The following is a 26,716-nucleotide window of genomic DNA, read 5'->3' as shown; positions in this document are numbered from 1 at the left end:
CTATGGCACCGGAGTTTTCATGATCTTGCCATGCGACAAAACCATAATATAAGGCTTTACTCCCAGTTTCCCGAGGCTATTCCTTTCCATAGGGCAGGTTACCCACGCGTTACTCACCCGTTCGCCACTTTCCAGTTCTAATTTCACCCGAAGGATCATTCAAAACTTTCTCGTTCGACTTGCATGTGTTAAGCATACCGCCAGCGTTCGTCCTGAGCCAGGATCAAACTCTCAATAAAAAGTTTATCGTTAGCCTTTCGGCTTCTTGATCTGGTTCATTTGATGATTTTTTGAAGTGTTCATCGCACTTGCGTTTTTATCCTTTGCTGATTTTATTCAGCTGGAATTTCAGGTTTTATGGTACTATTCTCTTTTCTATGACCCGAACCTCTTTATCTATATTAATGAAGAGATTCATCTGCCGTCCTTGACAGCTTGTTTATGATACAACATCTCACAGGCTGTTGTCAAGCGCTTTTTTGCTTTTTTCAAAATCTTTTTTCGAAGACTTTTACTCAAAATCAGCAACGCCTTATTGCTGACGACTTGACATAGTTTATCAGCTTTTTTATGAACTGTCAATAGGTTATTTGATTTTTTTTATAAAAAAAGCGAAATCCGTGAAGATTTCGCTTCTCAATGGCTTATTCAAGCTTATTCAGCCAGCTTTGTTTCTTTGATTTCCATGCCTAAAACCTTTGATACAGACTTGTAGACAATAAATGTAATGAGCGCATTGACACCTGTTTTAATTAAATTAAATGGTATAATGACTGGAATGAGCATTGCTATAACCGCCTCAATTGGTGTTCCCATAAACAGCGGTGTGAAAATCAGATTCCAGATAACCATTGTGATCGTCATTGCCAGGGCTCCAAAGAGCAGTCCAACAACAGCGCCCTTCCGTGTACGATGCTTCTTATAAATATTGCCTGCCACTAGGACAAAGCTTCCCGTCGCAAAGAAATGCATCATAATGCCGATAATACCGCTGGCCGAGCTTACCGTTAATCCCTGTAAAATAGAGACAACCGCTGTTAAAACCAGGCCACCTAACGGCCCAAACATAAATGTACCGATCAAAATGGGGATATCCGCCGGATCATACTCTAAAAAAGGAGCTGCCGGGAAAATTGGAAAGTGAATTAAGTAGACCAATAGTATGGACATCGCTGCCAATACCGCCATTTGAGTGATCGTCTTCGTTTTGACGTTCATGATGATACCTCCTGTGGGTCTGTCAGGTCGTATTAAAAAAGCCCTTAGGTCTGTGTACCTAAGGGCTCAATACTAAGCGCATCAACTGTGCTAATTTCTTTCATCCGGACTATACCGTTGGTTCTGGATTCTAACCAGATCGGCCTTTCGGCTCGTAGACTTATTGCTCCTTCGCACATCACTACCAGTGAGGAATTACACCTCGCCCTGAAACAGACATATCATTTAATTTTCTGTATACATTATAGCGCCATTCGTCTATATTGTCAAGCAGCTTGAACAATTTATTGCTATGAGAACATGTTTTTTCTGAATAATATCATTGCTACCAAAGCGGTTAGGATCACAACGATAATCACAACTGCTCCAAAATTAGCAAACGGCAGGCCCGAAACGTTCATTCCATAAAAGCTTGAGACCATTGTTGGTATTGCCATCAATATTGTAATGGAGGTTAAAACCTTCATTACAATATTCAAGTTGTTTGAAATGATCGACGCGAAAGCATCCATCGTACCGCTCAAAATATTGCTGTAAATATTGGACATCTCAATGGCCTGCTCCACTTCAATCAGCACGTCCTCTAACAGCTCGCGGTCATCTTCGTAAAGCTTGATGACACGCCCCCGCTGAAGCTTTTCAAGCACGGACTGGTTCGCTTTTAATGAAGTGGAGAAGAACACCAAACTCTTTTCCAAATCCAATAACTGGATAAGTTCTTTGTTTTTCATCGAACGATGCAGTTCCTTCTCGATTTCGGTGCTCATTCGGTTAATATGTCTCAGGTAAACCAGGAACCGGGTCGCAACACGGTAAAGCATCTGAAAAATAAACCGGGTTTTCAGATTTGTAAAAACATGCTTTACCCGGCCCTTTGCAAAGTCATCGATAATGGTATTGCTTTGCAGACAGACCGTTATAATGTTCTCATGGGTTTCGATAATCCCAACCGGTATGGTACTGTATAAAACCATCTGTGAGGTTTTATCCACTATGGGTACATCGATGGTTATTAATGCCTGATTCATATCCTCATCAAGCTCGACACGTGAGATTTCTTCTTCATCCAGTGCGGCACGGAGAAAATCCTCTTCTACATTTAATTGATCTGAAATTGACAGAAGCTCTTCCTCTGTGGGATTTACCATGTTAATCCAGGCATGCTTTTCAATTTCATCAATTTCTACAATTTTTCCATCAATCGTTTTGTAAATATTGATCATTTTGACCTCCCTCGTTAGAAAGCGGTCAAAATATATGCTGATATTATGACCGCTTGATTATTCAATTTTAGTAAGCGCTTCTCTCCAGGGTCTGCGTCCATAATATCACTCCTTTTTGTATCTTAAGGGCTTATCACAAAGAAAAAACCTTCACATAAAACATGAAGGTACTGTTTAGGATTGTGCCCTCTACCTACTATACGTGTTTGAAAGAATAATGTCAATCTTTTTTTATTTTTACTCTCGTTAAACTTGTGTTAAAATAAAGTAGAGTTGGGTAGAAATCTCCTGGAGGTGACACATATTTTGAAAGTAAAGAGAAAGCTCCCCCTTTTAATGATTCTGTTAGTGGTGATACCGCTTTTAATATTATCTTCCATTATAAGCATTTATATGTCAAGAAGCTCTTTGGAGATGCGAAAGCAGGCCCTGTCAGATGTTTCTGAATCCATCGCCAACTATCTGGAAGAGTTTTACAAAACACAAATGGATGATCTGGAATTCACAGCTCAGATTCCCGCTTTCGCCAAGAGTCTGAGCGATCCGTCAAACTCTGAGCTCCTGGAGCCGGCGCAGCAGCTCCTGAACATCAGCGCTAAAACAAACAGCGTTGTCAATCGCAATTCAATCATCGACCTGTCCGGAAATGTCGTGGCTTCATCGGACCCTAACTATCAGGGGACAAACGTGAGGGATTCAAGCATGTTCAAAACATTGATTGAGCAAAACAAGGATTCCTACAATGAAGTTGTGGACACGCCGTCCAACGGCAGTAAATGCCTCGCATTGGCCATAAAGATATACGATACTTCCCAAAAACCCATCGGAATTTTAAACCGCAATGTCAGTATTGGAAGTATTAACCAGCAGATCAGCCAGCGTAAGGTGGGCGACAGCGGCTATGTCTATATTCTGGACTCCAAGGCCAAACAGCTTTCTACAATTATGGAGGAAGGTCTCTCCTCAGAAGAAAGTCAGGAGAACGCCCTCAATAATGACGCAGATCTGAAAAAGTTCATATCCGATGTTGAAAACAACCGACTAAAGAGCAACACTGGATTCTTTACCTATAACTATGATGGTACCCCTGTTATTGCCAATTACGAAAAGATCCCTACCTCTGGCTGGGTCGTGGTTGTCTGTATGACGCAAACCGAGGTTTTTAAAGAGGCCAACACCCTGCAGACCATGCTGCTTCTCACTACATTGACGATTACACTGGTCGCTCTGTTTATCGGAATTCAGCTTGCCAAAACCATTACGAACCCTCTTACCTATCTGACGGAAAAGATCAAGCAGATTCAGCATGAAAACTTTTCTGTGCGCTGTGAAATTCCAGGAGACGATGAGTTTCACGAGCTGGCTGACAACATCAATCAGATGACTGAAACCCTGGAAATCAGCAAGCATGAGCTGGTGAAAACAAATGAACTTTTAAAGAAGTCGGCTTATATTGACGGGCTGACCAACATTCCAAACCGTAAGTCTATTTATCACACAATGGACACGCTGTTCAGAAAATACAACAATCAGGCTCTTTTTCTTTTTGACCTTAACGGTTTTAAAACCATCAATGATACCTTCGGACATCATATGGGCGACGCCGCACTCAATGCTGTCGCCAAAATTCTAAAGGGCATTGCCAGCGATAATGTTTTCCCTGCCCGTCTGGGCGGTGATGAATTCCTGATATTTATCAATAATTATTCAAATCCAAAGGATGTTTTGGATTTAGCGGAAAATATCCTTCGGAATATCGAAAATATTAAAAATCTCAGAGAGCACCCTGTCAATCTTTCTGCCAGTCTGGGGATCACTTTCCTCAAGGATGATACCATTAACCGCAGCCAGTGGATACGCCAGGCTGATGAGGCCATGTACGATGCCAAGCATAATGAGTCCTCCGCTTATGCCATCTATGAAAAAGAAGCTGATTTGTTTCATGAAGATTGAGACGAATTACCCAAAAAGATCCTTAAAAATCGCCTTAAATGCGATTTTTAAGGATCTTTGTCGTTTTTCAATCATTCTTAAAATAAAAATTTTTATTTTTACTTTTTTCTTCTTTTTTGTTTAAACCAAAATTTCGCCGGGTAAGTAATTAACCGTAAACCAAAAGAACATTTTTTAGGAGGTGTTTCTCACATGAATAAACCAAGTTCGCAAAGCACTGGACCTAAAAAGACCTTAACCTTATTTGGCTTCTTTGCCATTACTGCTTCAATGGTTATGACGGTCTATGAATATCCAACCTTTGCATCATCTGGTTTCCAGCTTGTATTTTTCTTATTACTTGGTGGATTTTTATGGTTCATTCCTGTTGCTCTCTGCGCCGCTGAAATGGCGACGGTCGATGGCTGGCAGGACGGTGGTATTTTTGCCTGGGTCGGAAATACACTTGGTGAACGATGGGGTTTTGCCGCAATCTTTTTTCAATGGTTCCAAATAACCGTCGGTTTTGTCACCATGATTTATTTCATTCTCGGCGCATTCTCGTATGTGTTTGACTTCCCTGCACTCAGCAGCAATCCGACCATACAGTTTATCGGCGTATTAGTTGTCTTCTGGGCCTTGACCTTCTCTCAGCTCGGCGGAACCAAGTACACCGCGATCATTTCAAAAGTCGGCCTGATTGTCGGGATCATTATTCCGGCCATTATTCTTTTCGGTCTGGCGATTGCTTACTTTACAACCGGCGGTCCGCTGAATGTCGAAATCAGCGCAAAAGCATTCATTCCTGATTTTTCTAAAATCAATACGCTGGTAATTTTCGCTTCATTCGTTCTGGCCTTCATGGGTGTTGAAGCTTCTGCCTCACACGTCAATGAGCTGCAGAACGCCAACAAGAACTATCCGCTGGCCATGTTTATGCTGGTCATTATGGCCATTATCTTAAACACCATCGGTGGTATGGCGGTTGCGGCTTCCGTTCCGGCAAGCGAATTAAGCATGAACTCTGGTGTTGTCCAGGCGTTCGCCGCTTTGATGAATCATGTTAATCCACATCTTGGATGGCTGGTTAAAATCATTGCCTGCATGATTGCGGTCGGCGTTATGGGCGAAGTAAGCGCCTGGGTTGTCGGCCCTTCAAGAGGTCTTTACACCACAGCACAAAAAGGTATCTTACCTGGTGTTTTCAAAAAAGTCAACAAACACAATGTTCCTGTTCCGCTGATTATGGTACAGGGCGTTATCGTCACCATTTGGGCAGCTGTTCTGACCTTTGGCGGCGGCGGCGCAAACATTTCATTCTTAACTGCAATTTCACTGACCGTTGTGCTTTATCTGGTCGGTTATATTCTCTTCTTTATCGGCTACTTTGTTCTTGTCTACAAACACAAGGATCTCAAACGTGCTTACCAGGTACCTGGCGGCACAGCTGGTAAGACCATTCTGGCAGGCATCGGCTTGATTATGTCGGTTGCTACCTTTATTATCTCTTTCTTCCCGCCATCTCAGCTTGCAGCGACAAACGACGGAAAATACGAAACGGTTCTGATGATCAGTTTTATCCTGGCTGTTATCGTACCATTCATCATTTACGCACTGCATGATAAGAAGGGCAAGAAGATTAAAGAACCACAGCATGTTACCATGGCAGACCGTCCAGGTCATTTCAATTACATCAGTTTAAGAGGCCGTGGCGAACATCATATTAATCCAGATCCTGAAGATTACATGAATCAGGAAACCGCGCCGATTGCTGACCCAGCCCAGGAGGCCGCAGCTGCAGCGCAGACCGCTCAAACGAGCAAAGCGGACAAGCTGTCCACTAAAAAATAACTTATTTTACGCTGTGTCGTCAATTATCATTGGCTTGACATAAATAAATTTAATTCAAACATTTTTAGGAGGTAATCAAAATGTTATATTCAAAAGATGATCAGGACAAATTAAAGGATCGCTACTTAACCCCAATTTTTGGTACAGAAGCAAGTGATGAACCCTTACCCAAATACAAACTTCGCAAGGACCCAGTTGAACCGGAGGTTGCTTACCGCTTAATCAAAGATGACTTATTGGATGAAGGAAGTGCCAGACTGAACCTTTCCACCTTCTGCCAGACTTACATGGAACCAGAAGCTACAAAAATCATGGCTGAAACACTTGAAAAAAATGCGATTGATAAATCGGAATACCCTCAGACAACTGAACTCGAAAACCGTTGTGTCAATATGATTGCTGATCTGTGGCATGCACCGGATGATGAAAAATTCTTAGGCACCTCTACCGTAGGTTCTTCCGAAGCTTGTATGCTTGGTGGTATGGCCATGAAATTCAGATGGCGTAACAATGCGATCAAGCAGGGCTTAGATGTAAAAGCTAAAAAGCCAAACCTGGTTATCTCCTCTGGTTATCAGGTATGCTGGGAAAAATTCTGTGTGTACTGGGATATCGAAATGCGTCTCGTACCCCTGGATGAACAGCATATGAGCATGAACATGGATACCGTTATGGATTTCGTTGATGAATACACCATCGGTATTGTCGGTATCATGGGGATTACCTACACTGGTAAATTTGACGACATCAAAGCTCTGGATACTTTAGTCGAAGACTATAACCAGAAAAACCCTAAATTCCCAATTTACATCCATGTCGACGGCGCTTCCGGCGGTATGTTTGCACCGTTTATTGAACCAGACCTGGAATGGGACTTCCGTCTTAAAAATGTTGTTTCCATCAATACTTCCGGTCATAAATACGGCTTGGTATATCCAGGTATTGGCTGGGTATTATGGAGAGATGAAAAATGGTTGCCGAAGGAACTGATCTTCAGCGTCAGCTACTTAGGCGGCAGCCTGCCGACAATGGCCATTAACTTCTCACGCTCTGCAAGCCAGATCATTGGACAGTATTACAACTTCTTACGTTATGGCTATGAAGGCTACAAGAAGATTCACGAAAGAACAAGAGACGTTGCCATGTATATCTCTAAAGAACTAGAAAAAACCGGTTTATTTGAAATCTACAACGATGGCTCCAACTTACCAATCGTCTGCTGGAAGATGAAAAAAGACGCAAATAAAGAATGGAACTTATATGACCTTGCTGACCGTATCCGCATGAAGGGCTGGCAGGTACCGGCTTATCCACTGCCGGAAAACTTACAGGACGACATTATCCAGAGAGTCGTTGTCCGTGCTGACTTAAGTGAACAGCTTGGCGTTCTGCTCATGGAAGACATGAACCGCGCGATCAAGGAACTGGACGAAGCACACATTCTGCCACATGGCGGCGACCAGGTTAACAACAAGGGCGTATATGGTTTTACGCACTAATAAGAACATCAAAACCGTTTGATGTTTTCCTCTCCTAACCAATAGAACAGGAGTGTCTCCTATCCACTCCTCTAATCCACTACAACCCGTATCGCGGCGATACGGGTTGTTTTTTAATGGCTGCATTGTCGTCCAGGCGCTGTTGTGGTATAGTTAGTAGCAGACGCAGCGGCTACGCCCTACGCCATTTCACAGCATCAAAGGAGTAAAATCATGATACAGGACATTGAACCTTACCGGCTGGCAAATGAATATGAACCAGCCCCGCCAAAAAAGGATGCTTATATTTTATGGTACAAGGAGGATTACATTCTTCTCAGGCACAGCGATGAAGCCATTTCCTTTCCCCGCTTTTCAGACATCCCACCGGACATGGCCGGGCGTTATGCCTATCTTTTTTCGGTGGGCCAGGACACCTTTTACCTCTCCGAAGCGCCTGAGGCTGCTTTTAACGAGGACTTTTATCTCGAAAACATGCAGGTCCTGCGCCGCACAAGCCCCCGCTACCTGACCTATGCCGGGCTGGTCGGCTACCAGCTGTATAACTGGTACCGGAACCGCCGTTTCTGCGGCCGCTGCGGCGAGCCCATGAAACCTGCCGCCAATGAGCGCATGCTTTACTGTCCGGAATGCGGCAATCTGGAATACCCAAAAATCTCCCCTGCTGTCATCGTCGCAGTGACAGACGGCGACCGTATCCTCATGTCCAAATATGCCGGGCGGGCTTTTAAAAAATATGCATTGCTCGCTGGCTTTGCCGAGATCGGCGAGACCATTGAGGAAACGGTCAAGCGCGAGGTCATGGAGGAGGTCGGCCTTAAGGTAAAGAACATCCGCTATTATAAAAGCCAGCCGTGGCCCTTTTCAGATTCTCTTCTCTTTGGCTTTTTTGCAGACCTGGACGGTGACGATACCATCACTTTGGATGAAAATGAACTGGCGGTTGCCGAATGGTTTACGCGCGACGAGATGCCGGTCAAGGCTGATGGCTTCAGCCTCACCAATGAGATGATGATGCAGTTTAAAAATGGCCTTTACTAAAGGGACTCGTACATCATAAAAAACCAACCCGTATCGTGGCGATACGGGTTGGTTTTTGTTTAAACCAGAAACCGGATATGCTCTGGATTTTTATTCTTCAGAAAATCAAAAGCCTGCTTGATGGTGTTCTGGATCATATCTCCGTCCAGATCCATTAGTCTGAAAAGTGTTTTTACAAAATAAAAGCACATCTGGTCTTTTCCAAATTCAATCTCGCGTTCATAGTAGTTAATGAACAGTTCTTTTCGGGAACCAAACTCAGCCATTGCAATAACATCCAAGTCCTCGTCTGTATAGGATTTGTTTAAAAAATCAAGGCATGAGCGGTTAAGTGTTTTAGTGATGGACAAGCGTCCGCCATTATCCACATCCTTAACCAGCACCTCGTAATACAGCAGAGTATTGTGGGGGTCGGATAGAATCGCATTGTAATACAGCACCAGTGTAAAGCAATACTTGGTGTAAAGGTTCAAGTCTTTTTCTGACGCTTCAGAAACATAATCATAAAGCGCCATAAAAAAGGTATTGTAAATATCAGAAATCATATCATCTTTTTTCTTAAAGTAATATGTGATTGTTCCCAGCTTTACATTAGCATAATCCGCTATATCCTGGATACCTGTTTTATTATAGCCATTTTCATAAAAAAGCTGCTTGGCTGCATTAATAATGTTCTGTTTGGTGAGCGTCCCTTTTTTTGATTTAGCTACCATTAACAGTTCCTTTCTCGTTAATTTGGGGTGGGGTTTTTACTGTAAAAATTATTTATTCACTATTAAAATTGGATATTGGTTTTATTATATCTATTTTTTGAAAAAAAGTCCATAAAAAAATAAGAAAGCTTTGATTTTACGAGATTTTATCTTAATAAAAAACAGTGTTGACTCCGGGGAGGCAACACTGTTTTTTATTTTTATTTCATGAGCAGCTCATCACTCTCCAGAAGATTGGCGTGGGGCTCCTTGTCAAAGACTTCCCGCACCTTTTCGTCGTCGTCTTCATCAATCTTAAAAATGATAATGGCGTTGGAGGTGTTCTGCGGCAGGAAGGAGTAGGCATACTCAATATTGACGCCGCCTTCTGTCAGCAGCTCAACCATATCGCTCATTCCGCCTGGGCGGTCTGGAATCTCAACCGCCATGACATTTGTTTCATTCGCCATGATATGCGCTTCTCTGAGCGCCTCCAGCCCTTTATCCGTATTCTGTAAAATCAGGCGGACAACGCCGTAGTCAGCGGTCTCCGCGATGGTTAAGGAACGGATATTAACGTCTTCGGCCTTTAATACCTTGAGCATCTCGCTCAGGCGGCCTTCTCTGTTTTGTATAAATACAGATACCTGTCTGATCATATTCTGCCTCCTGTTTCTCTGTTTTCCTTTTTAAACAACGTCCATATTAACATCTGCATAGGTGGCCATATCGCGGTTCATGGCAACTGCGGCATCCAGCAGATAAAAAGCCAGCGCAGCCCCGCTGCCTTCGCCCAGGCGCATATCCATGTGTAAAAACGGTGCAAAATCCAACAGCTCTGAACCAAATTTTGCGCCCTTTTCATCAGAAGCATGCGAGCAGATCAGGTAATCCTTGACCTCTGGTTTCAGGGCAATGGCAATGGCGGCGGATGCGGTAGAAATATAGCCGTCAACCACAACCGGCACATGGCAGGCCGCGCCTGCGAGCATGACGCCTGTCATGGCCGCGATTTCCAGACCGCCAACCTTTGACAGGATATCGACCGGGTCGTTTTTATCCGGTTTGTTTAAAGCGATAGCATCGCGGATAACCTGTGCTTTGTTTTTTGTCAGGTCTTCTGAAAGATTGGCGCCCACACCGGTAATTTCCTCTGGATCAACATCGCCCAAAACGGCAAAAATCGCAGTGCTTGGGGTTGTGTTTCCAATGCCCATCTCACCGGTTCCTAGAACCTTATAGCCTTTTTCAATGGCTTCATTGGCGGCTTCAATGCCGATTTCCAGCGCTTTGACTGCTTCTTCACGGGTCATGGCAGGTTCCTTGCGCATGTTGGCGGTGCCGCGGCGGATTTTCTTATCCACAGCGTCACAGTCTGCCGGAAGGTCTGGGATCATGCCAACATCATAGACGAAAACATCGGCGCCTGCCAGGCGGCTGAGCACGCCGACACCTGTCCTGTAGGCCGCGATCATGGGGGTCATCAGCTCTGTGAATACCTGCGGCGCGGCAGAAACGCCTTCGTCGCACACACCGTGGTCGCCTGCAAAGCAGAGCACTGCCTTTTTCTTAATATCCGGGATGACCTCTCCGGTAATGGCTGAAAGCTGTTCAGCAATATTTTCCAGAACACCTAAGCTTCCCACTGGTTTTAAAAGGATGTCAATGCGTTCTCTCGACTGCTTTTTGGCCGCTTCGTCAATTTTCTGGATTTTATCCAGGGTTTCCTGTAATAAACTCATTTTATTTCCCTCTCAAGTTAATTTCTTTTTCTAATATAGTATTATAGCATTACCGCTTGTGCGATAAAAGATGATTTCATGCGAATTCGGGTTAATTTTCGACCTCGCCTCTGAGATCAATGGCGTCGCAGACTTCACGCATCCCCAGGATCACTTCCTCAATAACATCTCCGAGGTCCATTTCCAGCCGCTCACAGCCCTTTTTAATGATCTCACGGTCGACGCCTGCGGCAAACCCTTTGCTTTTAAACTTCTTTTTAACAGACTTGGTCTCCAGATCCAGCACGCTTTTAGACGGGCGCATAATGGCCGTGGCGTTGACCAGGCCCGTCAGCTCGTCAATGGTGTAAAGGACCTTTTCCATCTGCGACTGTGGCTCGATATCCACGCAGATTCCATAGCCATGGCTGGCCACTGCCCGGATGATTTCGGGGTCGATGTCACGCTCCTGCATAATTTCCTGAACCTTTACACAGTGCTGATCCGGATACTTTTCATAATCCAGGTCATGGAGGAGTCCGACGATTCCCCATTTTTCCTCATCCTCGCCGTATTTCCGCGCAAAATGGCGCATAACACCTTCTACCGCCAGGCCGTGCTTTACCAGCGCGTCACTCTCATTGTATTCCTTCAGAAGCGCCAGGGCTTCATCTCGGGTTAACATTTTTGACATATTCTGCCTCCTGTTATTTAAAATATTTATTTTGGACGTCATATACCGGCATTTCGTGTCCGGTCCACAGTTTAAAAGCGTCTGCCCCCTGCCAGAGCAGCATGCCCAGACCGCCGACGGTTTTACAGCCCTGTTCCTCCGCCATTTTTAGAAGCTTGGTTTCTCTGGGGTTGTATACAATGTCAGATACCACAAGCCCGGGATGGAGCAGGCCTTTGTCCTCAATCACCGACTGACCGGATCTTGGTGCCATGCCAATCTGGGTGGCATTGGTGAACAGCGCCGCGCTCTCAAGCGCTTTGCTGAGCTGAGCGGTGTCCGCAATGCTGTAGGCCGAGGCGATGCAGCCAGTGTGCCTGTTGATATCATCGGCGATTTTAACGGCTTTGTCCAGGCTCCGGTTAAAGATCACAATTTCTGCCACACCATCCAGGGCCGCCTGTATGGCAATTGCCCGGGCCGCACCGCCGGCCCCGGCCAGCACCATCTTTTTATGGATAACATCCACGCCATATTCGCGCAGCATCCGCATATAGCCGCTGCCATCGGTCGTATAGCCCTTTAATACACCGTTCTCGCTGACGACCGTGTTGACAGCCTCCATGAGCTGCGACGCTGGTGAGAGCTCATCGACCAGCTCACACATTTTTGTCTTGTTTGGCATGGTCAGGTTCCAGCCCCGGGCATTCAGAAGCTTCAGCCCTTTTACGGCTTCTGCCAGCTGCGTCTCGCCAACCTCAAAGGCAAGGTAGGCATAATCCAGCCCCAATAGCGAAAAGGCCATGTTGTGCATTGCCGGCGATACGCTGTGGGCCACAGGGCTCCCCAGCAGACAGATCAATTGTGTTGTTCCTGTAATCTCTACCATCACGCTTATTCCTCACTTTTATCAAATCGTTATTGCTATTATAGCACAAATTTTCTAAAGAGGATGGACTATATAAAATTCAAAGGGTATCGCGGCAATACCCTTTGAATAAACCTTATAAAAAAACAGGAGACCGCCGCCGGCGTGTCTCCTGTTCGGATTCGAGCTTTAGAAAATTGATACAACAGAGCCCTGGTAGGTATCTTCGATGAATTTTTTCACATCGTCGCTCTTTAAGGCTTCCATTAAGGCTTTGGTTTTGTCAGAGTTTTCATCGCCTTCGCGGACTGCTACAACATTAGCGTAGGTCTGGGCAGCTTCAGAATCTTTTTCTTCTTTGGCTAAAGCGTCAGTAACCTTTAAATCTGCCTGTAATGCGTAGTTGCCGTTGATGACAGCCATGTCAACATCCTGTAAGGAGCGGCCAAGCTGTGCGGCTTCCAGCTCCTGAACATTTAAGTTTTTTGGATTTTCTGTGATGTCTTTAGGTGTAGCGGACAGTCCAGCATCAGGATTTAATTTAATCAGTCCATTCGCTTCCAGCAACAGCAAAGCGCGTGCTTCATTGGTTGTGTCGTTTGGAACCGCAATGGTTGCGCCATCACTCAGCTCAGCAAGCGATTTTGTTTTTCCAGCATATAAACCAAGTGGTTCATAATGAACTGCCCCGGCTGATACCAGTTTAGTGCCATTTTTTTCGTTAAATTCATCCAGATAAGGCTTGTGCTGGAAGTAATTCGCATCCAGCTCTTTGTTTTCAAGCGCCATATTCGGCTGCACATAATCCTGGAATTCAGTAATCTTAAGCGTATATCCCTTTTCCTTCAGAACATTTTCAGCTGCTTTTAGAATTTCAGCATGAGGGGTCGGCGATGCGCCCACCACGATGGTTTTATCATCCGAGCCAGAGGCTGATCCCCCGCCGGAAGAGCTGCAGCCTGCGGCCATCACCGTCACAAGGCCTAACGCTACCAGTACAGACAATACTTTTTTAAATTTCATCCTTCTTTTCCTCCTGGAAATTATTTTCTCTTATCCTGCTTTTCAGCGATCTTCATCCCGATTTCCTGGAATACCTGAACCACCAGAACCAGCAGTACAACAGTCACAATCATCACGCCGTTCTCGTAACGGTAATACCCGTAACGGATGGCAATATCACCGAGGCCGCCGCCGCCCACAATACCAGCCATAGCTGAATAGCCCAGGATGGTGGTGGTTGAAATGGCTGCGCCCACGATCAGCGAAGGCTTGGCCTCCGGCAGAAGCACCTTGCAGATTACCTGGAAAGGGCTGGCTCCCATAGAAAGCGACGCCTCAATCAGTCCCTTATCCACCTCACGGAGTGAGGATTCCACCATACGCGCGATAAACGGCGCAGCCGCCATAACCAGCGGCACAATGGTCGCATTGGAGCCAATGGTGGTACCGGTAATGAAGCGTGTGATCGGGATAACCGCGATCAGCAGGATCAAAAACGGAATGGAACGGGTAATATTAACAATAATGTCTAAAATTTTATGGACAATGGGCAGAGGCTTAACCCCATCCTTGTCACAGGCCACCAAAATAACCCCCATCGGGATTCCCAGCACATAGGAAATCAGGGTAGATGCCAAAGTCATGTACAGGGTTTGAAGCAGGCCCCACCAGATCATATTAATCATTGTGCTATCCCACATAGTCCGGCACCTCCTCCACAGTCAATCCATTGGATCTCAGATAATTCAGCACCTTGCTGGCGGTTGTGCTGTCCTCAGGCAGCTGGATGACCATCTGTCCGCGGGCAATGCCGTCGATATTTTTCATGTCCGCATACATAATGTTGACCAGCGCCTTACATTCCAGAATCATCCGGGCTATTACCGGATCGTAGGACGAGCTTCCGTCAAAGACGATGCGGCAGCAGTTCTTGCCGACGTGGCCAGTGAGGTTTTCACCGTCCGGGAAAATCATTCTCCTGGCAATGGCAGTTTTTGGATTGGTGAATATTTCCTCCACACTGCCCTGCTCGGCAATATGGCTCTTATCAATAATGGCCACATGGCTGCATATTTCCTCCACCACGCTCATCTCATGGGTGATCACCACAATGGTGATGCCCAGACGCTTGTTTATATCCTTTAAAAGTGTGAGGATCGACCGTGTGGTGGTGGGGTCAAGAGCTGAGGTGGCTTCGTCACACAGCAGCACCTTCGGGTTGTTGGCCAGCGCACGCGCGATGGCAACACGCTGCTTCTGCCCGCCGGACAGCTGGGAAGGATAAGACTGCGCCCGGTCGCTGAGGCCGACGAGCTCTAAAAGCTCTGCCGCGCGCCCCTTGGCCTTGGACTTGTCATACCCCGCGATTTCAAGTGCAAATAAAATATTCTTTTCGGCAGTCCGCTGTTCCAAAAGGTTGAACTGCTGAAAGATCATCCCCATGGAATAACGTACTTTCCGAAGATCCTTTTCCGATATTTCCGAAATATCCTCACCGTCCACTAAAACGCTGCCCTCGGTTGGTTTCTCCAGCAGGTTCATACAGCGCACAAGCGTGCTTTTTCCAGCGCCGCTCATGCCGATGATGCCAAATATATCGCCTTTATGAATGGTAATATTAATATCATCCAAAGCCTTCACATCGCCACTTTTTGTATGGAAGGTTTTCCCCAAAGACCGTATCTCAATGATGGGCTGCGCCTGTTTGTTTATTGGTGTTTCCATTTCTACCTCCTCTCAAAAAGCTTGATTTTTCAAATATCATTTCGTACTCTTCCATATGGTATTGAAAGGATACACTTTTACAATTATATTCTAGATTTAAAGCCTTTGTCAAGGTATACAGCGTTCAAGTGCAAAACCTGCAATATTCATATAAATTTATTCATATATGTTTTATATGTTTTTATTATAAAGATTCTTTTCACTTTTGTCAATACTTTTGAAAAATATTCGTTCATGCCTTTTGTTCTGCGTTGAATCCCTGATTTTAAAGTGCTATAATGAGCTTTAAAAGGAATACTATTTTATGGCTATCAATTAGGAGTGAATTAAAATGATGTTTAAATTACCTGAATATATCCCACCTGACTTTCACACAGAGCATTTTGCCGGTTCTCCGGACGTTCATACCGAGCCCGCCCCCATGGACGGCGTCGTTCCAGAAAATTTTTACGCAACCTCCATTTTTCCTGAATATTTCAAGATCAACGGCCACTGGATTCTGATCCGTGAAAGCCGAATGGACTGTGTTGTCGTCATTGAGGACGGACTTCCCCACGCGGTCGAATTCCGAAACGTCAAAAAAGGCGACGCGGTTGTCATCGGCCGCAGCGACAACGGCGAAACCGGCGTCTATGTCCACCAAAATGCCTTTAACCGGAATTTCCAGGACAATACGGACAATTTTGCCTTTCGGATGAACAATTCCAGAGAGACGGCTTTTTCCAGCGATTATGACCGGCTTTACGACCTGCTGCGCTACGAAAAAGACCATGGCTACGTGGTCTGGGTGCTTGGACCGGCAGTCGCCTTCGACTACGATTCCCGAAACGCCATGTCATCGCTCATAAAATCCGGTTACGTCGACGCTCTTTTTGCCGGAAATGCCCTGGCAACCCACGATCTGGAAGCAAGCTTTTTTCATACCGCTCTGGGGCAGGACATTTATTCAAAATGCAGCTGTAAAAACGGCCATTACCATCATATCGAAACCATTAACCGTGCCCGCTCCTCCGGATCGCTTAAAAACCTGATCCATGACTATAACATCCGCGACGGCATTGTTCACGCCTGTCTGAAAAAGGACATTCCCCTGGTACTGGCCGGCTCGATCCGTGACGACGGCCCTCTGCCTGGCGTCTATTCCGATGTCTATGAGGCCCAGGACGCCATGCGGGCTTATACGCGCAGGGCGACCACCGTCATCTGTCTCGCAACCCAGCTTCACACCATCGCGACCGGCAATATGACACCCTCTTACCAGCTGGTGGGCGGCGTGGTCCGGCCTGTCTACTTCTACACCGTTGACATCTCTGAATTTGTGGTTAACAAGCTTAAAGACCGGGGCAGTCTGAGCAGCGAATCTTTTATCACCAATATCCAGGATTTTGTCGTGAATCTGGAGCGCCATCTGCTCGGCAACGGATAAACTGTTTGCCACCCGGGCAGATATCGTATATAATTTTATTTAGAAAACAATTATCTGGAGGATACTATGGGTTACAAAGAAGACTTTATCGATTTTATGGTGCGCTCCGGCGTTTTGACCTTTGGCGATTTCGTGACCAAGAGCGGCCGTAAAACACCTTATTTCATCAATACCGGCAACTATAAAACCGCCGAACAGATTTCAAAGCTGGGCGAATACTACGCAGCCTGCATCAAAGAAAACATCGGGGAGATGGATTTTATGTACGGCCCTGCCTACAAGGGTATTCCGCTCGTTATCACCTCCGCGGTTTCCCTTTACAGGGACCACGGCGTCAACATTCCCTACTGCTTTAACCGCAAGGAAGCCAAGGACCACGGTGAAGGCGGCAGCATTATCGGCTACAAGCCCCAGGATGGCGATAAGGCCATCATCATTGAGGATGTTATCACTGCCGGCTCCTCTGTCCGCGAGAGCGTTCCGCTGCTCAAGGGCCTTGCTGATGTCGACATCACCGCCCTGATCATTTCGGTCGACCGGATGGAAAAGGGCAATAATGACAAAAGCGCCATCCAGGAAGTTGAAGAAGATTTTGGCATTATCACTTACCCGATTGTAACGGTACGGGATATCATCGCTCATCTCTACAATTATGAAATTGACGGAAAAATCGTGATCGACGACGAAATGAAAAAGCGTATGGAAGATCATCTTGATAAAAACGGTATTTAACCCCCAAAAGCTCCGGAAACCTCCGGAGCTTTTATTATACCGTTCATTAAATTCATATTAAATCCCCCGAAAGTCACTTTTTCTAAAATCATATTGCTTTCGCTCACATAAGATGCTACAATGGATTTAATTAGAGATATTCTAAAATATAGGAAAGGAGAAATCACATGTCCGATAGTATTTATTACTCTTCAACCGATGCGGGTGTTGCTGCTATTATTTTATCTTTTTTGGCCGCTTACTTCGTGATCATTTTAGTTATTGGTATCGTCTGCTATGTTTTTAACTCACTCAGCTTATACCAGATGGCCAAAAATCGCGGTATTGACAGCCCCTGGCTGGCCTGGATTCCCATCGCCAAGACTTACCTGATGGGTAAAATCATCAACGAAAAGGTCGCCTTTGGTTCATGGGTCATTCCATACGCCCATGTATTCCTGCCGCTGCTGCCATTTGCGAGCGGGCTGCTTTCCATGATTCCCTTCATTGGCTGGCTGTTCCCCATTGCCTATGCCGTTTATTATTACGGCGCATTATACCGTCTCTACCGCATGTATAAACCGGAAAACGCTGTTTTATTCCTGGTGCTCAGCATTATTTTTGCGATTACCCAGCCGTTTTTCCTGTTCTCCATGCGCAACAATCAGGAAGAAGAATATCTGGCGTAAACCAGACGCTCAATTCCTATTTACAAAAAAACGTCCCCGCCGGGACGTTTTTTTATGCCTGCTGTGCTGAGCGCATATTTCTCCAGGCTCCAAAGGTATAAACTCCCGGAATGATCAGCCCTGCCACCAGGGTAAGGATCATATCCGCTGTAAAGCCGGTCCGCAGACTGCCGTAAATGACAGAGCCCGCCTGAAACACAATAATGACGATGCCCAGAATGAAGCACAGCGCACCCTTTTCCGCTTTTTTAGAAAAAGCGATGCCCAAAATTCCCACCACAAGCTCAAAAACACAGATCACTGTGCTCACCATCAGTTTAACTGATAGATCTCTGATGGTAACGCCCATAATCTTCTCCATATCCGCCGCCATGGACGGATCCATGTTATTATAGCCAATGATGCCGGAAACGGCGATAACAGCGCCAAAAACGCCTATGACGGCCATTAAAATCCCGCCAACCTTTAAAACTTTTCTTCCTGCTGCTTCCATAGCTGCCACCTCCATACTTTTCCTGACCAATTGTAGCACATTTTTTTTAAAATCACATTATATTTTTATTCTCCAGTGTTATTTTTTTTATAAACCGGGTATATTTTTAAATAATAATTATTCTAAAATATTATTTTCGTATATAAATTTAAATTAAAAGGAGAATACATTATGTCAAAAGATTTTTACAGTGCGATTTTAAACCGCCGCAGTTTCTATGCCATCAGCAAAAAAAGCCCGATCTCCGACAATAAAATCGAAGAAGTGATTGGCCACGCCATCAAGCACACACCCTCTGCCTTTAACAGCCAGAGCTCAAAAGTTGTTTTACTCTTTGGCGAACAGCACGACAAGCTCTGGGATATTGTGATGGAGACACTCCGTCAGAAGGTGCCTGCAAACAAATTCCAACCGACCGAGGACAAGGTTAACAGCTTTAAAGCCGGCCACGGAACGGTCCTTTACTTTATTGACGATACCGTTACAGACAGTCTGGTAGAGCAATTTCCACTGTACGCAGATAACTTCCCGGTGTGGGCAGAGCAGGCTAATGGTATGCTTCAGTTCTCAATATGGAATTCCCTTGAAATTGAAGGCCTGGGCGCAAACCTTCAGCACTACAACCCTCTTATCGACGAAGCTGTCAAAAAAGAGTGGAAGCTTCCTGATTCCTGGCGTTTAAGAGCACAGATGCCTTTTGGTGAACCCACTGCCATGCCTGGCGATAAGGATTTCCAACCTCTATCAGAACGCTTAAAAGTTTTCTACTAAAATATATTTGTTGCTGATGCAACAGAATTCCTCCAAAAAATATGCTATACTACAGTCAACACCTGAATTGGAGGAATAATGATGATACGTAAAATCATTAAAATTGATAAAGAAAAATGCAACGGCTGCGGCCTGTGTGTAGACGCCTGTCACGAAGGAGCCATCGGTCTGGTTGACGGTGTCGCCACACTGTTAAGGGATGATTACTGTGACGGTCTGGGGGATTGTCTGCCAGTATGTCCCGAAGACGCCATTCACTTTGAGGAGCGTGAGGCTGCCGCCTATGATGAAGCCGCTGTTCAAGCTAAAATGGAAGCTGAAGAGGTTCAGCCTAAGACACTGGCCTGCGGCTGTCCGGGAACGACCTCCCGCAAAATTGAGCATCACTCGAAAACGGAGGCCTGCAGCCACAGTGCTGCCCCTGCCCAGTCCCGCCTAAACCAGTGGCCGGTACAGATCAAGCTGGTGCCGCCCAAGGCACCGTATTTTAACAATGCCGACCTGCTCATCGCTGCTGACTGCACCGCTTACGCCTACGGTGATTTCCACAATGAATTCATCAAAAACCGGATCACCCTCATCGGCTGTCCAAAACTCGACGATGCAGACTACGCCGACAAGCTGACGGATATTCTGGCCAATAACGATATCCGGTCGCTGACCGTTGTAAGAATGGAAGTGCCATGCTGCGGTGGCATTGTCAATGCTGTTAAAACCGCTTTAAAAAACAGCGGTAAGATGATCCCATGGTCGGTCACAACGGTATCGACGGATGGCAAAATTTTAGATATTTAATATGAAAAATAACCCGGCCCGTATCGTGACGATACGGGCCGGGTTTATTTGTTCTCTAAATAAAAAAAGCAACTGTTTCACAGCTGCTCTATCTTCTAAAATGGTGACCCATGGGCGACTGCAATTACTCCGCAATTGCCTGCCTCATCCTCTGCTGCCGCGTCGTCTTCGACAACGCTCACTTTTCAAACGCAGTGCGTTTGAATGCCTCCGGCACCAGTTCACGCCCTCTTAGCGTTCAAGCCGCCTGGGTTATTCTCTAAATAAAAAAAGGCAACTGTTTCACAGCTGCTTTATCTTCTAAAATGGTGACCCATGGGCGACTTGAACGCCCGACACCCTGATTAAAAGTCAGATGCTCTACCAACTGAGCTAATGGGTCATAGATTATATTCTTTTTCTTCCACTTCGCAAGGATGCTTGTCTTATGTTGAAATTGCTCCGCAATTCCATTGAGAGCGTTACTCGCGCCTGCTCGTAACTTGCAACTTCGCTAATGGGTCATAGACTATCTTTTTTTAAAAACTTTTCCAGCTTGTTATAACAAAGTGGCAGGGGTAGCAGGACTCGAACCTACGCATGCCAGAGTCAAAGTCTGGTGCCTTACCGACTTGGCTATACCCCTGTAAAAAATGGGGTGGACGAAGGGACTCGAACCCTCGACAACCAGAACCACAATCTGGCGCTCTACCAACTGAACTACGTCCACCAAGTTTAAAGGAAAAGATATGGCGCGCCAACAGGGATTCGAACCCCGGGCACACGGCTTAGAAGGCCGTTGCTCTATCCAACTGAGCTATTGGCGCAATTTTGCATAAATGGAGCGGGTGAAGGGAATCGGACCCTCGCGACTGGCTTGGAAGGCCAGGGCTCTACCACTGAGCTACACCCGCATACTTTAAAAAACTGTTTTGTTAATGAAAATTGCTGTCGTCCGCATTGGCTGAAAAGTGTTGATATCGCCTTGTTCACAGCACTTTCTCGCTGAGGACAAGTGTTAGTATACTGCAAAAAAAGACGAATGTCAACACTTTTTTCACAAAAACGCGTGAAAATATATGATTTTTTACAGAGTTCGGTTTTCCTCTGACATAAGCGGAATAATCTCACCACTGACACTTTCATTTTCAATGGTCAGAATGCCAAAGGTTTTTTCTTTGCCAAAATGAGGAAGGGATACACTGCCTGGATTCATCATTAAAAGGCCGTCATCCTGGTCGATCATCGGGATATGGGTGTGGCCGAAAAGCACAATATCCGCGTTTTCCTCCAGCGCTTTATAGCGCAAGGTGCTATACTCATTTTTGACGTGGAGGGTGTGGCCGTGGCAGGCCAGGATCACCTTGCCGCCAAGCTCGGTTTTGATAAAAAGATGCCCCTCCTGGGAATAGACATCCATATTGCCCTTGGCCGCAAATACCGGCACCGATGTCCAATGTTTGATCTGCAGGGCGTCGTCCACATAATCGCCCATATGAAAAATCGCCTCTACTCTGCCCATCTGGCTGACCGCGCGTTCCAGGTCCCCCAGATTGCCGTGGCTGTCGCTGACTAATCCGATCCGCATGTTCCCTTCTCCTTTCTGCTACTGGTATTTCTCTAAAATCTGTTTTGCGCGCGCTACAGCTCTGGCACGGTGGCTGACAGCATTCTTTTCTTCTGGCGCCATCTGCGCGTAGCTTTTGCCTGTCTCTTCCACAATAAAAAGCGGGTCATAACCAAAGCCCTCATCCCCCATAAAATCATAGGCGATCCTGCCTCTGACAGTCCCCCGGACAGTCAGCTCCTGGCCATCGGGTAAAATCATGGCGATCACACTGACAAATTCGGCGCCGCGTTTTTCCTCAGGCACATCTTTCATGGCATTTAAAAGCTTTTCGTTGTTATCACGGTAACTCACATCCTCCCCGGCATAGCGGGCAGAATAGATCCCCGGCGCGCCGTCCAGCGCGTCCACAGACAGTCCGGAGTCATCCCCCATAATGATCATCTCAGCGTCCTTCACAAAAGGCTGAATGGCTCTTACCTTAATCAGGGCATTGTCCTCAAAGGTCTCGCCGTCCTCGATGATCTGAGTGTCGATACCCATATCCTTCATGGTCTTAACTTCAAATTTATGATCCAGCATGGCCTTGATTTCGCGGGCCTTGTCTTTGTTTCCGGTTGCAAGCACTATGGTTTTCATCACAATCCCTTTCCGGGCGCTTAGAGTGTCCCCAGCGCCTCTTTCTGAATGTTAATCAATTGATACACACCGTCTTCTCCCAAAGCCAGAAGCTTCTGGAATTCATCCCGTGTAAAGGGGCGTTCCTCTCCAGTTCCCTGGATTTCCACGATTTCGCCTTCGTCGGTCATGACAATGTTCATATCAACCTCTGCGGTAGAGTCCTCCTCATAGCAGAGATCCATAATGGGCTCGTTCTGGTTGATGCCGACACTGGTGGCCGCCACGTAGCCGTTAATGGGCCACTCATCAATAATTTCTTCCTCCATGAGCCAGGTGACTGCGTCATAAAGCGCCACAAAGGCACCGGTGATGGACGCGGTGCGGGTGCCGCCGTCGGCCTGGATCACATCGCAGTCAATCCATATTGTCCGTTCTCCAAGCTTTTCCATGTCAATCACAGAACGCAGGCTCCGGCCAATCAAACGCTGGATTTCAACGGTTCTGCCGTCAATTTTACCGCGGCTGCGGTCCCTTCCCTTCCGGGAGCCGGTGGAGCTTGGAAGCATTTCGTATTCGGCGGTAACCCAGCCCTTTTTTTCACCTCTTAAAAAGGGTGGTACCTTATCTTCCACCATGGCCGTGCAGATGACCTTTGTATTTCCCACCTCAATGAGCACAGCGCCCTGGGCGTTTCTCGTAAAATGCCGGGTGATGCTCACCGGTCTCAGGCACTCGTTGCTTCTTCCGTCAATTCGATTCAAAATTTTCTCCTTCTTTTAATCACAACAACGGACGATCATGAGACCGCCCGTTGCTTTCAGTTGTCTATTCAGCTCTCTAATTTTCTGGCGACCAGCTCACGGATGATCTTGTTGGCAACCTGCGGGTTTGCCTGGCCCTTGGTGGCCTTCATGACCTGTCCGGTCAGGAAGCCGTAGGCCTTTTGGTTGCCGGCTCCGATATCCTCAATGGATTTGGGGTTGTCTTCGATAATCTGGGCGATAATGCCTTCCAGCTCGCTGGTATCGCTCATCTGGGCCCAGTTGTTTTCTTCTACAATGGCCTTGGGGTTCTTGTCCTCTTCAAACATCTTTACCAGAACCTTTTTGCCGATGGTCCCACTGATGGTGCCGTCCTTGATAAGCTTAAGCAGCTCAGCCAGTTCGGCCGGGGTAAAGGGGATATTTTCCATTGACAGCTCTTTTTCCTTGAGCATGGCCGGGATATCCACCATCAGCCAGTTGGAAATCTGCTTGGGTTCATCGTACAGCGCAACGGTTTCCTCGAAAAATTTCGCGGTGACCTTGGAGGCCGTCAGAACACCGGCGTCGTAATCCGGCAGCTTGTACTCTGCCACATAGCGGGCACGCTTGGCTTCCGGCAGCTCGGGCAGACCAGATTTGATCTGGTCAATGGTTTCATCGGTAATGACAATGGGCACCAGGTCTGGTTCCGGGAAATAGCGGTAATCGTGGGCTTCTTCCTTACTTCTCATGGAGGAGCTGACGCCCTTGACGTCGTCCCACTTGCGGGTTTCCTGGATAATGCGGTGTCCTTTTTTGAGCTCGATGATCTGGCGTTTGCTCTCGTACTGAACCGCACGCACTAAAGCCCTGAAGGAGTTCAGGTTCTTCATTTCTGTACGGGTTCCCAGCACATCGCTGCCCTTTTCCTTGACAGAGAGGTTAACGTCGAAGCGGATAGAGCCCTCTTCCATTTTACAGTCCGAAACGCCCACATATTCGAGAATATTACGGATTTTTTCCGCAAAAACGCGGGCTTCCTCCGCACCGCGGATATCCGGCTCTGTGACGATCTCGATGAGGGGCACACCACAGCGGTTCACATCGACCAGGGTGCCGTCTGCGGATTCATGGAGCAGCTTGCCGGCGTCTTCCTCAATATGGATACGGGTAATGCCGATTTCCTTTTTTTCGCCTTCCACTTCAATATCCACAACCCCGCCGGTACAGATGGGCAGATCAAACTGAGAGGTCTGATAGGCCTTTGGCAGGTCAGGGTAAAAATAATTTTTACGATCCATTTTGCTGAAATTCGCAATATGGCAGTTCAGGGCCAGTCCGGCTCTCGCGGCATACTCAACCACCTTTTCGTTGAGCACTGGCAGCACGCCGGGCATCCCAAGACATACCGGGCAGGCATGTGTATTTTCATCTGCACCGAACGTGGTAGAGCAGGAGCAGAAAATTTTAGACTTTGTTGCTAACTCGGCATGGATTTCCATCCCGATGACAATATCGTATTCCATCTTTATTCCTCCTTTACCTATACAAGCTTTGGCTTCTGGTCTTTAAACGCGGTTTCACGTTCAAAGGCGTAAGCTGCCTGCAGAATTTTTTCTTCGCTCAGTACCGGACCCAGCAGCTGCATGCCGATGGGCATACCATCGTTGTCAAAGCCACAGGGAATTGAAATCCCCGGAATACCGGCGATGTTCACCGGAACGGTGTAGATATCGGTCAGGTACATTTCCAGCGGGTTACCGGTCTTTTCGCCGATACCAAAGGCCGTTTTGGCAGTGGTCGGTGTCAGCAGGACATCGCAGGAATCAAAAACATTCTTAAAGTCATCCATGATCAGGGTACGAACCTGCATGGCTTTCTTATAATAGGCGTCATAATAACCGGAACTTAAGGCATAGGTTCCCAGCATAATACGGCGTTTAACCTCGTCGCCAAAGCCCTGGGTTCTGGTTTTACGGTACATATCGACCAGGTCTGCGTATTCCTCGGCGCGGACACCGTAGCGGATACCGTCGTAACGGGCCAGGTTGGAGCTGGCTTCTGCGGAGGAGATCAGGTAATAAGCGGACAGGGCGTAGTCCAGATACTCAAAGGAGACATCCACGATTTCTGCTCCCATGGCCCGGTAGGTGTCAATGGCGCTGTCAATGGCTGCGCGCACCTCTGGCTGAAGGCCTTCGCCCATAAATGCCTGGGCCACACCAATCTTCATGCCCTTGGCGCCTTCCTTCAGGTTCTGTGTATAATCCTTTTTATCTACCTTGAGCGAAGTTGAATCCTTGGGGTCATGGCCCGCGATGGCGCTTAACACGATGGCGCAGTCCTCAACATCCTTGGTAAAGGGGCCGATCTGGTCTAAGGAAGACGCAAAAGCCACCAGGCCATAACGGGAAACCAGTCCGTAGGTCGGCTTCATACCGACCACGCCGCAGAAGGCAGCGGGCTGGCGGATCGATCCGCCTGTATCGGAGCCCAGTGAGTAGTAAGCCATATCGGAGGCCACTACCACTGCAGAGCCGCCGCTGGAGCCGCCGGGCACGCGTGTGAGATCCCACGGGTTTTTTGTGACCTTGAAGGCGGAGTTTTCTGTGGAGGAGCCCATGGCAAATTCATCCATGTTGGCCTTTCCGAGGAGAATCCCCTTCTGGGCCAGCAGACGGTCATAGACCTCTGAGTTGTAAGGCGGCACAAAATCGCCCAGAATTTTGGACGCGCAGGTTGTCTGAATACCGTCGGTGCACATGTTGTCCTTTAAGGCGTAGGGGATGCCCTCAAGCACATCCTTCCTGCCTTCTTTGGCGATGAGCCCGTCCAGCTCCTCAGCCTCTTTCATGGCGGTCTCGGTCGTCAGGCAGAGATAGCCGTCAACCTTATCCTCTACCGCGTCAATACGGTCCACCGCTGCCTGGGTGACCTCTTTGACAGATACTTCTTTCTTTTCAATAAGCCCATTGATCTCATGGACAGTCAGTTGTGATAATTCCAATTCGATCCTCCTATTCCAGAACTCTCGGCACTTTAAAGCAGCCGGCTTCTGATTCCGGCGCGTTGGCCAGGACTTTTTCAATTGGCAGTGAAGGCTTCACTTCATCTTTTCTAAAAACGTTCTGAACCGGCAGAATATGCTCTGTCGGCTTTACGTCTGATGTATCTAATTTATTCAAAGTCGCCGCGTAATCAAGGACTGCGCCCAGCTCATCCGCCAGACGGTCCGTTTCCGTTTCGGTGAATTCAAGGCGGGCCAGATCCGCAACATAGGTAACTTCTTCTCTGGTAATACTCATGATTTCATTCCTTTCGGGTAAATTTTTCTCATTATATCATTATAATTCAAAACCCTTTAAATGTAAATTATTTTCAGTAAAATTCAACCCGTATCGTGGCGATACGGGTTGGCGCTCTCTTGACAGCGCGAAGCTTTTCACATATAATCACATATGAACAATTATTCATAC

Annotated in this window: 26 protein-coding genes, 5 tRNA genes, 1 rRNA gene and 1 riboswitch; of the genes, 9 read left to right on the top strand and 23 right to left on the bottom strand. The window is 46.8% G+C overall.

Annotated features, from left to right (window positions below; genetic code table 11):
• The 3 genes from BUC22_RS14025 to BUC22_RS14015 all read right to left on the bottom strand — a co-directional run.
• A 16S ribosomal RNA gene (locus BUC22_RS14025) occupies positions 1–239 on the bottom strand; the annotation flags it as partial.
• 415 nt (positions 240–654) lie between these two features.
• Positions 655–1,218: an ECF transporter S component gene (locus BUC22_RS14020; protein ID WP_013379303.1), complete on the bottom strand. Its 564-nt coding sequence runs from the start codon at positions 1,216–1,218 to the stop codon at positions 655–657.
• An 88-nt stretch (positions 1,219–1,306) separates the two neighbouring features.
• Positions 1,307–1,437, bottom strand: a riboswitch (FMN riboswitch).
• A gap of 71 nt (positions 1,438–1,508) precedes the next feature.
• Positions 1,509–2,441: a magnesium transporter CorA family protein gene (locus BUC22_RS14015; RefSeq protein WP_013379302.1), complete on the bottom strand. Its 933-nt coding sequence runs from the start codon at positions 2,439–2,441 to the stop codon at positions 1,509–1,511.
• Between the two features lie 414 nt (positions 2,442–2,855).
• Between BUC22_RS14015 and BUC22_RS14010 the strand changes: the two genes are divergently transcribed.
• The 4 genes from BUC22_RS14010 (at position 2,856) to nudC (ending at position 8,764) form a co-directional block, all read left to right on the top strand.
• Entirely contained in the window at positions 2,856–4,394 is a 1,539-nt protein-coding gene (locus tag BUC22_RS14010) for a sensor domain-containing diguanylate cyclase (RefSeq protein WP_041689825.1), read from the top strand.
• 192 nt (positions 4,395–4,586) lie between these two features.
• Positions 4,587–6,224, top strand: coding sequence for a glutamate/gamma-aminobutyrate antiporter (gadC, locus tag BUC22_RS14005; RefSeq protein WP_013379298.1), 1,638 nt, complete (start codon positions 4,587–4,589; stop codon positions 6,222–6,224).
• 80 nt (positions 6,225–6,304) lie between these two features.
• The gene (gad, locus tag BUC22_RS14000; protein WP_013379297.1) at positions 6,305–7,723 is read left to right on the top strand and encodes a glutamate decarboxylase; all 1,419 of its coding nucleotides are present in this window, start codon (positions 6,305–6,307) and stop codon (positions 7,721–7,723) included.
• Positions 7,724–7,936: 213 nt separating this feature from the next.
• Positions 7,937–8,764, top strand: a complete 828-nt coding sequence (nudC, locus tag BUC22_RS13995) for an NAD(+) diphosphatase (protein ID WP_013379296.1) — start codon at positions 7,937–7,939, stop codon at positions 8,762–8,764.
• A 59-nt stretch (positions 8,765–8,823) separates the two neighbouring features.
• Here the strand turns inward: nudC and BUC22_RS13990 are convergent, their stop codons facing one another.
• The 8 genes from BUC22_RS13990 to BUC22_RS13955 form a co-directional block, all read right to left on the bottom strand.
• Positions 8,824–9,477 carry a TetR/AcrR family transcriptional regulator gene (locus BUC22_RS13990; RefSeq protein WP_013379295.1) on the bottom strand — a complete coding sequence of 218 codons (654 nt, stop codon included), beginning with the start codon at positions 9,475–9,477 and terminating at the stop codon, positions 8,824–8,826.
• Positions 9,478–9,677: 200 nt separating this feature from the next.
• Positions 9,678–10,115 (bottom strand): ACT domain-containing protein, encoded by a 438-nt coding sequence (locus tag BUC22_RS13985; protein WP_013379294.1) that lies wholly within the window; start codon positions 10,113–10,115, stop codon positions 9,678–9,680.
• Positions 10,116–10,145: 30 nt separating this feature from the next.
• Positions 10,146–11,198 (bottom strand): nicotinate-nucleotide--dimethylbenzimidazole phosphoribosyltransferase, encoded by a 1,053-nt coding sequence (gene cobT / locus BUC22_RS13980; RefSeq protein ID WP_013379293.1) that lies wholly within the window; start codon positions 11,196–11,198, stop codon positions 10,146–10,148.
• A 91-nt stretch (positions 11,199–11,289) separates the two neighbouring features.
• Complete coding sequence (locus BUC22_RS13975; RefSeq protein WP_013379292.1) at positions 11,290–11,871, bottom strand: HDIG domain-containing metalloprotein; 582 nt, start codon at positions 11,869–11,871, stop codon at positions 11,290–11,292.
• A 13-nt stretch (positions 11,872–11,884) separates the two neighbouring features.
• Entirely contained in the window at positions 11,885–12,739 is an 855-nt protein-coding gene (locus BUC22_RS13970) for a shikimate dehydrogenase (protein WP_013379291.1), read from the bottom strand.
• A gap of 168 nt (positions 12,740–12,907) precedes the next feature.
• Positions 12,908–13,741: a MetQ/NlpA family ABC transporter substrate-binding protein gene (locus tag BUC22_RS13965; protein ID WP_013379290.1), complete on the bottom strand. Its 834-nt coding sequence runs from the start codon at positions 13,739–13,741 to the stop codon at positions 12,908–12,910.
• A gap of 20 nt (positions 13,742–13,761) precedes the next feature.
• Positions 13,762–14,421, bottom strand: a complete 660-nt coding sequence (locus tag BUC22_RS13960; RefSeq protein ID WP_013379289.1) for a methionine ABC transporter permease — start codon at positions 14,419–14,421, stop codon at positions 13,762–13,764.
• Complete coding sequence (locus BUC22_RS13955; RefSeq protein WP_013379288.1) at positions 14,411–15,445, bottom strand: methionine ABC transporter ATP-binding protein; 1,035 nt, start codon at positions 15,443–15,445, stop codon at positions 14,411–14,413. Before BUC22_RS13955 ends, BUC22_RS13960 begins: the two co-directional genes overlap by 11 nt.
• 331 nt (positions 15,446–15,776) lie before the next feature.
• Between BUC22_RS13955 and BUC22_RS13950 the strand changes: the two genes are divergently transcribed.
• The 3 genes from BUC22_RS13950 to BUC22_RS13940 all read left to right on the top strand — a co-directional run bounded on the left by BUC22_RS13950 (position 15,777) and on the right by BUC22_RS13940 (position 18,271).
• The gene (locus tag BUC22_RS13950; RefSeq protein WP_013379287.1) at positions 15,777–16,871 is read left to right on the top strand and encodes a putative NPN-dependent ornithine cyclodeaminase; all 1,095 of its coding nucleotides are present in this window, start codon (positions 15,777–15,779) and stop codon (positions 16,869–16,871) included.
• 66 nt (positions 16,872–16,937) lie between these two features.
• Complete coding sequence (pyrE, locus tag BUC22_RS13945; protein ID WP_013379286.1) at positions 16,938–17,603, top strand: orotate phosphoribosyltransferase; 666 nt, start codon at positions 16,938–16,940, stop codon at positions 17,601–17,603.
• A 167-nt stretch (positions 17,604–17,770) separates the two neighbouring features.
• Positions 17,771–18,271 (top strand): hypothetical protein, encoded by a 501-nt coding sequence (locus BUC22_RS13940; RefSeq protein ID WP_013379285.1) that lies wholly within the window; start codon positions 17,771–17,773, stop codon positions 18,269–18,271.
• 52 nt (positions 18,272–18,323) lie between these two features.
• On the opposite strand, the gene BUC22_RS13935 is transcribed toward BUC22_RS13940, so the two are convergent.
• Complete coding sequence (locus BUC22_RS13935) at positions 18,324–18,764, bottom strand: hypothetical protein (protein ID WP_041689824.1); 441 nt, start codon at positions 18,762–18,764, stop codon at positions 18,324–18,326.
• Positions 18,765–18,935: 171 nt separating this feature from the next.
• Between BUC22_RS13935 and BUC22_RS13930 the strand changes: the two genes are divergently transcribed.
• Both BUC22_RS13930 and BUC22_RS13925 read left to right on the top strand, forming a co-directional pair.
• Positions 18,936–19,535: a nitroreductase family protein gene (locus BUC22_RS13930; protein ID WP_013379283.1), complete on the top strand. Its 600-nt coding sequence runs from the start codon at positions 18,936–18,938 to the stop codon at positions 19,533–19,535.
• A gap of 81 nt (positions 19,536–19,616) precedes the next feature.
• Complete coding sequence (locus BUC22_RS13925; RefSeq protein ID WP_041689823.1) at positions 19,617–20,330, top strand: ATP-binding protein; 714 nt, start codon at positions 19,617–19,619, stop codon at positions 20,328–20,330.
• A gap of 306 nt (positions 20,331–20,636) precedes the next feature.
• Here BUC22_RS13925 and BUC22_RS13920 read toward each other — a convergent pair.
• From BUC22_RS13920 to gatC, 11 genes are all read right to left on the bottom strand, one after another.
• Positions 20,637–20,712, bottom strand: a tRNA-Lys gene (locus BUC22_RS13920).
• A gap of 167 nt (positions 20,713–20,879) precedes the next feature.
• Positions 20,880–20,955 (bottom strand) — tRNA-Gln (locus BUC22_RS13915).
• Positions 20,956–20,963: 8 nt separating this feature from the next.
• Positions 20,964–21,039, bottom strand: a tRNA-His gene (locus BUC22_RS13910).
• A 20-nt stretch (positions 21,040–21,059) separates the two neighbouring features.
• Positions 21,060–21,136, bottom strand: a tRNA-Arg gene (locus tag BUC22_RS13905).
• A 13-nt stretch (positions 21,137–21,149) separates the two neighbouring features.
• Positions 21,150–21,223: transfer RNA gene (locus tag BUC22_RS13900), tRNA-Gly, on the bottom strand.
• Between the two features lie 173 nt (positions 21,224–21,396).
• Positions 21,397–21,897, bottom strand: a complete 501-nt coding sequence (locus BUC22_RS13895) for a metallophosphoesterase family protein (RefSeq protein ID WP_013379281.1) — start codon at positions 21,895–21,897, stop codon at positions 21,397–21,399.
• Between the two features lie 18 nt (positions 21,898–21,915).
• Positions 21,916–22,515 carry an XTP/dITP diphosphatase gene (locus tag BUC22_RS13890; RefSeq protein WP_013379280.1) on the bottom strand — a complete coding sequence of 200 codons (600 nt, stop codon included), beginning with the start codon at positions 22,513–22,515 and terminating at the stop codon, positions 21,916–21,918.
• A gap of 20 nt (positions 22,516–22,535) precedes the next feature.
• Positions 22,536–23,258, bottom strand: coding sequence for a ribonuclease PH (gene rph, locus BUC22_RS13885; protein ID WP_013379279.1), 723 nt, complete (start codon positions 23,256–23,258; stop codon positions 22,536–22,538).
• A 68-nt stretch (positions 23,259–23,326) separates the two neighbouring features.
• Entirely contained in the window at positions 23,327–24,766 is a 1,440-nt protein-coding gene (gene gatB / locus BUC22_RS13880) for an Asp-tRNA(Asn)/Glu-tRNA(Gln) amidotransferase subunit GatB (protein ID WP_013379278.1), read from the bottom strand.
• 17 nt (positions 24,767–24,783) lie between these two features.
• The gene (gene gatA / locus BUC22_RS13875; RefSeq protein ID WP_013379277.1) at positions 24,784–26,247 is read right to left on the bottom strand and encodes an Asp-tRNA(Asn)/Glu-tRNA(Gln) amidotransferase subunit GatA; all 1,464 of its coding nucleotides are present in this window, start codon (positions 26,245–26,247) and stop codon (positions 24,784–24,786) included.
• Positions 26,248–26,257: 10 nt separating this feature from the next.
• Positions 26,258–26,545: an Asp-tRNA(Asn)/Glu-tRNA(Gln) amidotransferase subunit GatC gene (gatC, locus tag BUC22_RS13870; protein WP_013379276.1), complete on the bottom strand. Its 288-nt coding sequence runs from the start codon at positions 26,543–26,545 to the stop codon at positions 26,258–26,260.
• Positions 26,546–26,716 lie beyond the last annotated feature (171 nt).

The sequence above is a fragment of the Eubacterium callanderi genome (assembly GCF_900142645.1).
In the GTDB taxonomy this organism is placed as follows: Bacteria; Bacillota; Clostridia; order Eubacteriales; family Eubacteriaceae; genus Eubacterium; species Eubacterium callanderi.
Note: the sequence above shows the minus strand (reverse complement) of the source record. Positions and strands in the feature narration are given on the sequence as shown.

Coding starts and splice junctions, on each gene's coding strand:
- BUC22_RS14020 (WP_013379303.1), bottom strand. CDS start 1,218: ATGAACGTCAAAACGAAGACGATCACTCAAATGGCGGTATTGGCAGCG.
- BUC22_RS14015 (WP_013379302.1), bottom strand. CDS start 2,441: ATGATCAATATTTACAAAACGATTGATGGAAAAATTGTAGAAATTGAT.
- BUC22_RS14010 (WP_041689825.1), top strand. CDS start 2,856: ATGCGAAAGCAGGCCCTGTCAGATGTTTCTGAATCCATCGCCAACTAT.
- gadC (WP_013379298.1), top strand. CDS start 4,587: ATGAATAAACCAAGTTCGCAAAGCACTGGACCTAAAAAGACCTTAACC.
- gad (WP_013379297.1), top strand. CDS start 6,305: ATGTTATATTCAAAAGATGATCAGGACAAATTAAAGGATCGCTACTTA.
- nudC (WP_013379296.1), top strand. CDS start 7,937: ATGATACAGGACATTGAACCTTACCGGCTGGCAAATGAATATGAACCA.
- BUC22_RS13990 (WP_013379295.1), bottom strand. CDS start 9,477: ATGGTAGCTAAATCAAAAAAAGGGACGCTCACCAAACAGAACATTATT.
- BUC22_RS13985 (WP_013379294.1), bottom strand. CDS start 10,115: ATGATCAGACAGGTATCTGTATTTATACAAAACAGAGAAGGCCGCCTG.
- cobT (WP_013379293.1), bottom strand. CDS start 11,198: ATGAGTTTATTACAGGAAACCCTGGATAAAATCCAGAAAATTGACGAA.
- BUC22_RS13975 (WP_013379292.1), bottom strand. CDS start 11,871: ATGTCAAAAATGTTAACCCGAGATGAAGCCCTGGCGCTTCTGAAGGAA.
- BUC22_RS13970 (WP_013379291.1), bottom strand. CDS start 12,739: ATGGTAGAGATTACAGGAACAACACAATTGATCTGTCTGCTGGGGAGC.
- BUC22_RS13965 (WP_013379290.1), bottom strand. CDS start 13,741: ATGAAATTTAAAAAAGTATTGTCTGTACTGGTAGCGTTAGGCCTTGTG.
- BUC22_RS13960 (WP_013379289.1), bottom strand. CDS start 14,421: ATGTGGGATAGCACAATGATTAATATGATCTGGTGGGGCCTGCTTCAA.
- BUC22_RS13955 (WP_013379288.1), bottom strand. CDS start 15,445: ATGGAAACACCAATAAACAAACAGGCGCAGCCCATCATTGAGATACGG.
- BUC22_RS13950 (WP_013379287.1), top strand. CDS start 15,777: ATGATGTTTAAATTACCTGAATATATCCCACCTGACTTTCACACAGAG.
- pyrE (WP_013379286.1), top strand. CDS start 16,938: ATGGGTTACAAAGAAGACTTTATCGATTTTATGGTGCGCTCCGGCGTT.
- BUC22_RS13940 (WP_013379285.1), top strand. CDS start 17,771: ATGTCCGATAGTATTTATTACTCTTCAACCGATGCGGGTGTTGCTGCT.
- BUC22_RS13935 (WP_041689824.1), bottom strand. CDS start 18,764: ATGGAAGCAGCAGGAAGAAAAGTTTTAAAGGTTGGCGGGATTTTAATG.
- BUC22_RS13930 (WP_013379283.1), top strand. CDS start 18,936: ATGTCAAAAGATTTTTACAGTGCGATTTTAAACCGCCGCAGTTTCTAT.
- BUC22_RS13925 (WP_041689823.1), top strand. CDS start 19,617: ATGATACGTAAAATCATTAAAATTGATAAAGAAAAATGCAACGGCTGC.
- BUC22_RS13895 (WP_013379281.1), bottom strand. CDS start 21,897: ATGCGGATCGGATTAGTCAGCGACAGCCACGGCAATCTGGGGGACCTG.
- BUC22_RS13890 (WP_013379280.1), bottom strand. CDS start 22,515: ATGAAAACCATAGTGCTTGCAACCGGAAACAAAGACAAGGCCCGCGAA.
- gatB (WP_013379278.1), bottom strand. CDS start 24,766: ATGGAATACGATATTGTCATCGGGATGGAAATCCATGCCGAGTTAGCA.
- gatC (WP_013379276.1), bottom strand. CDS start 26,545: ATGAGTATTACCAGAGAAGAAGTTACCTATGTTGCGGATCTGGCCCGC.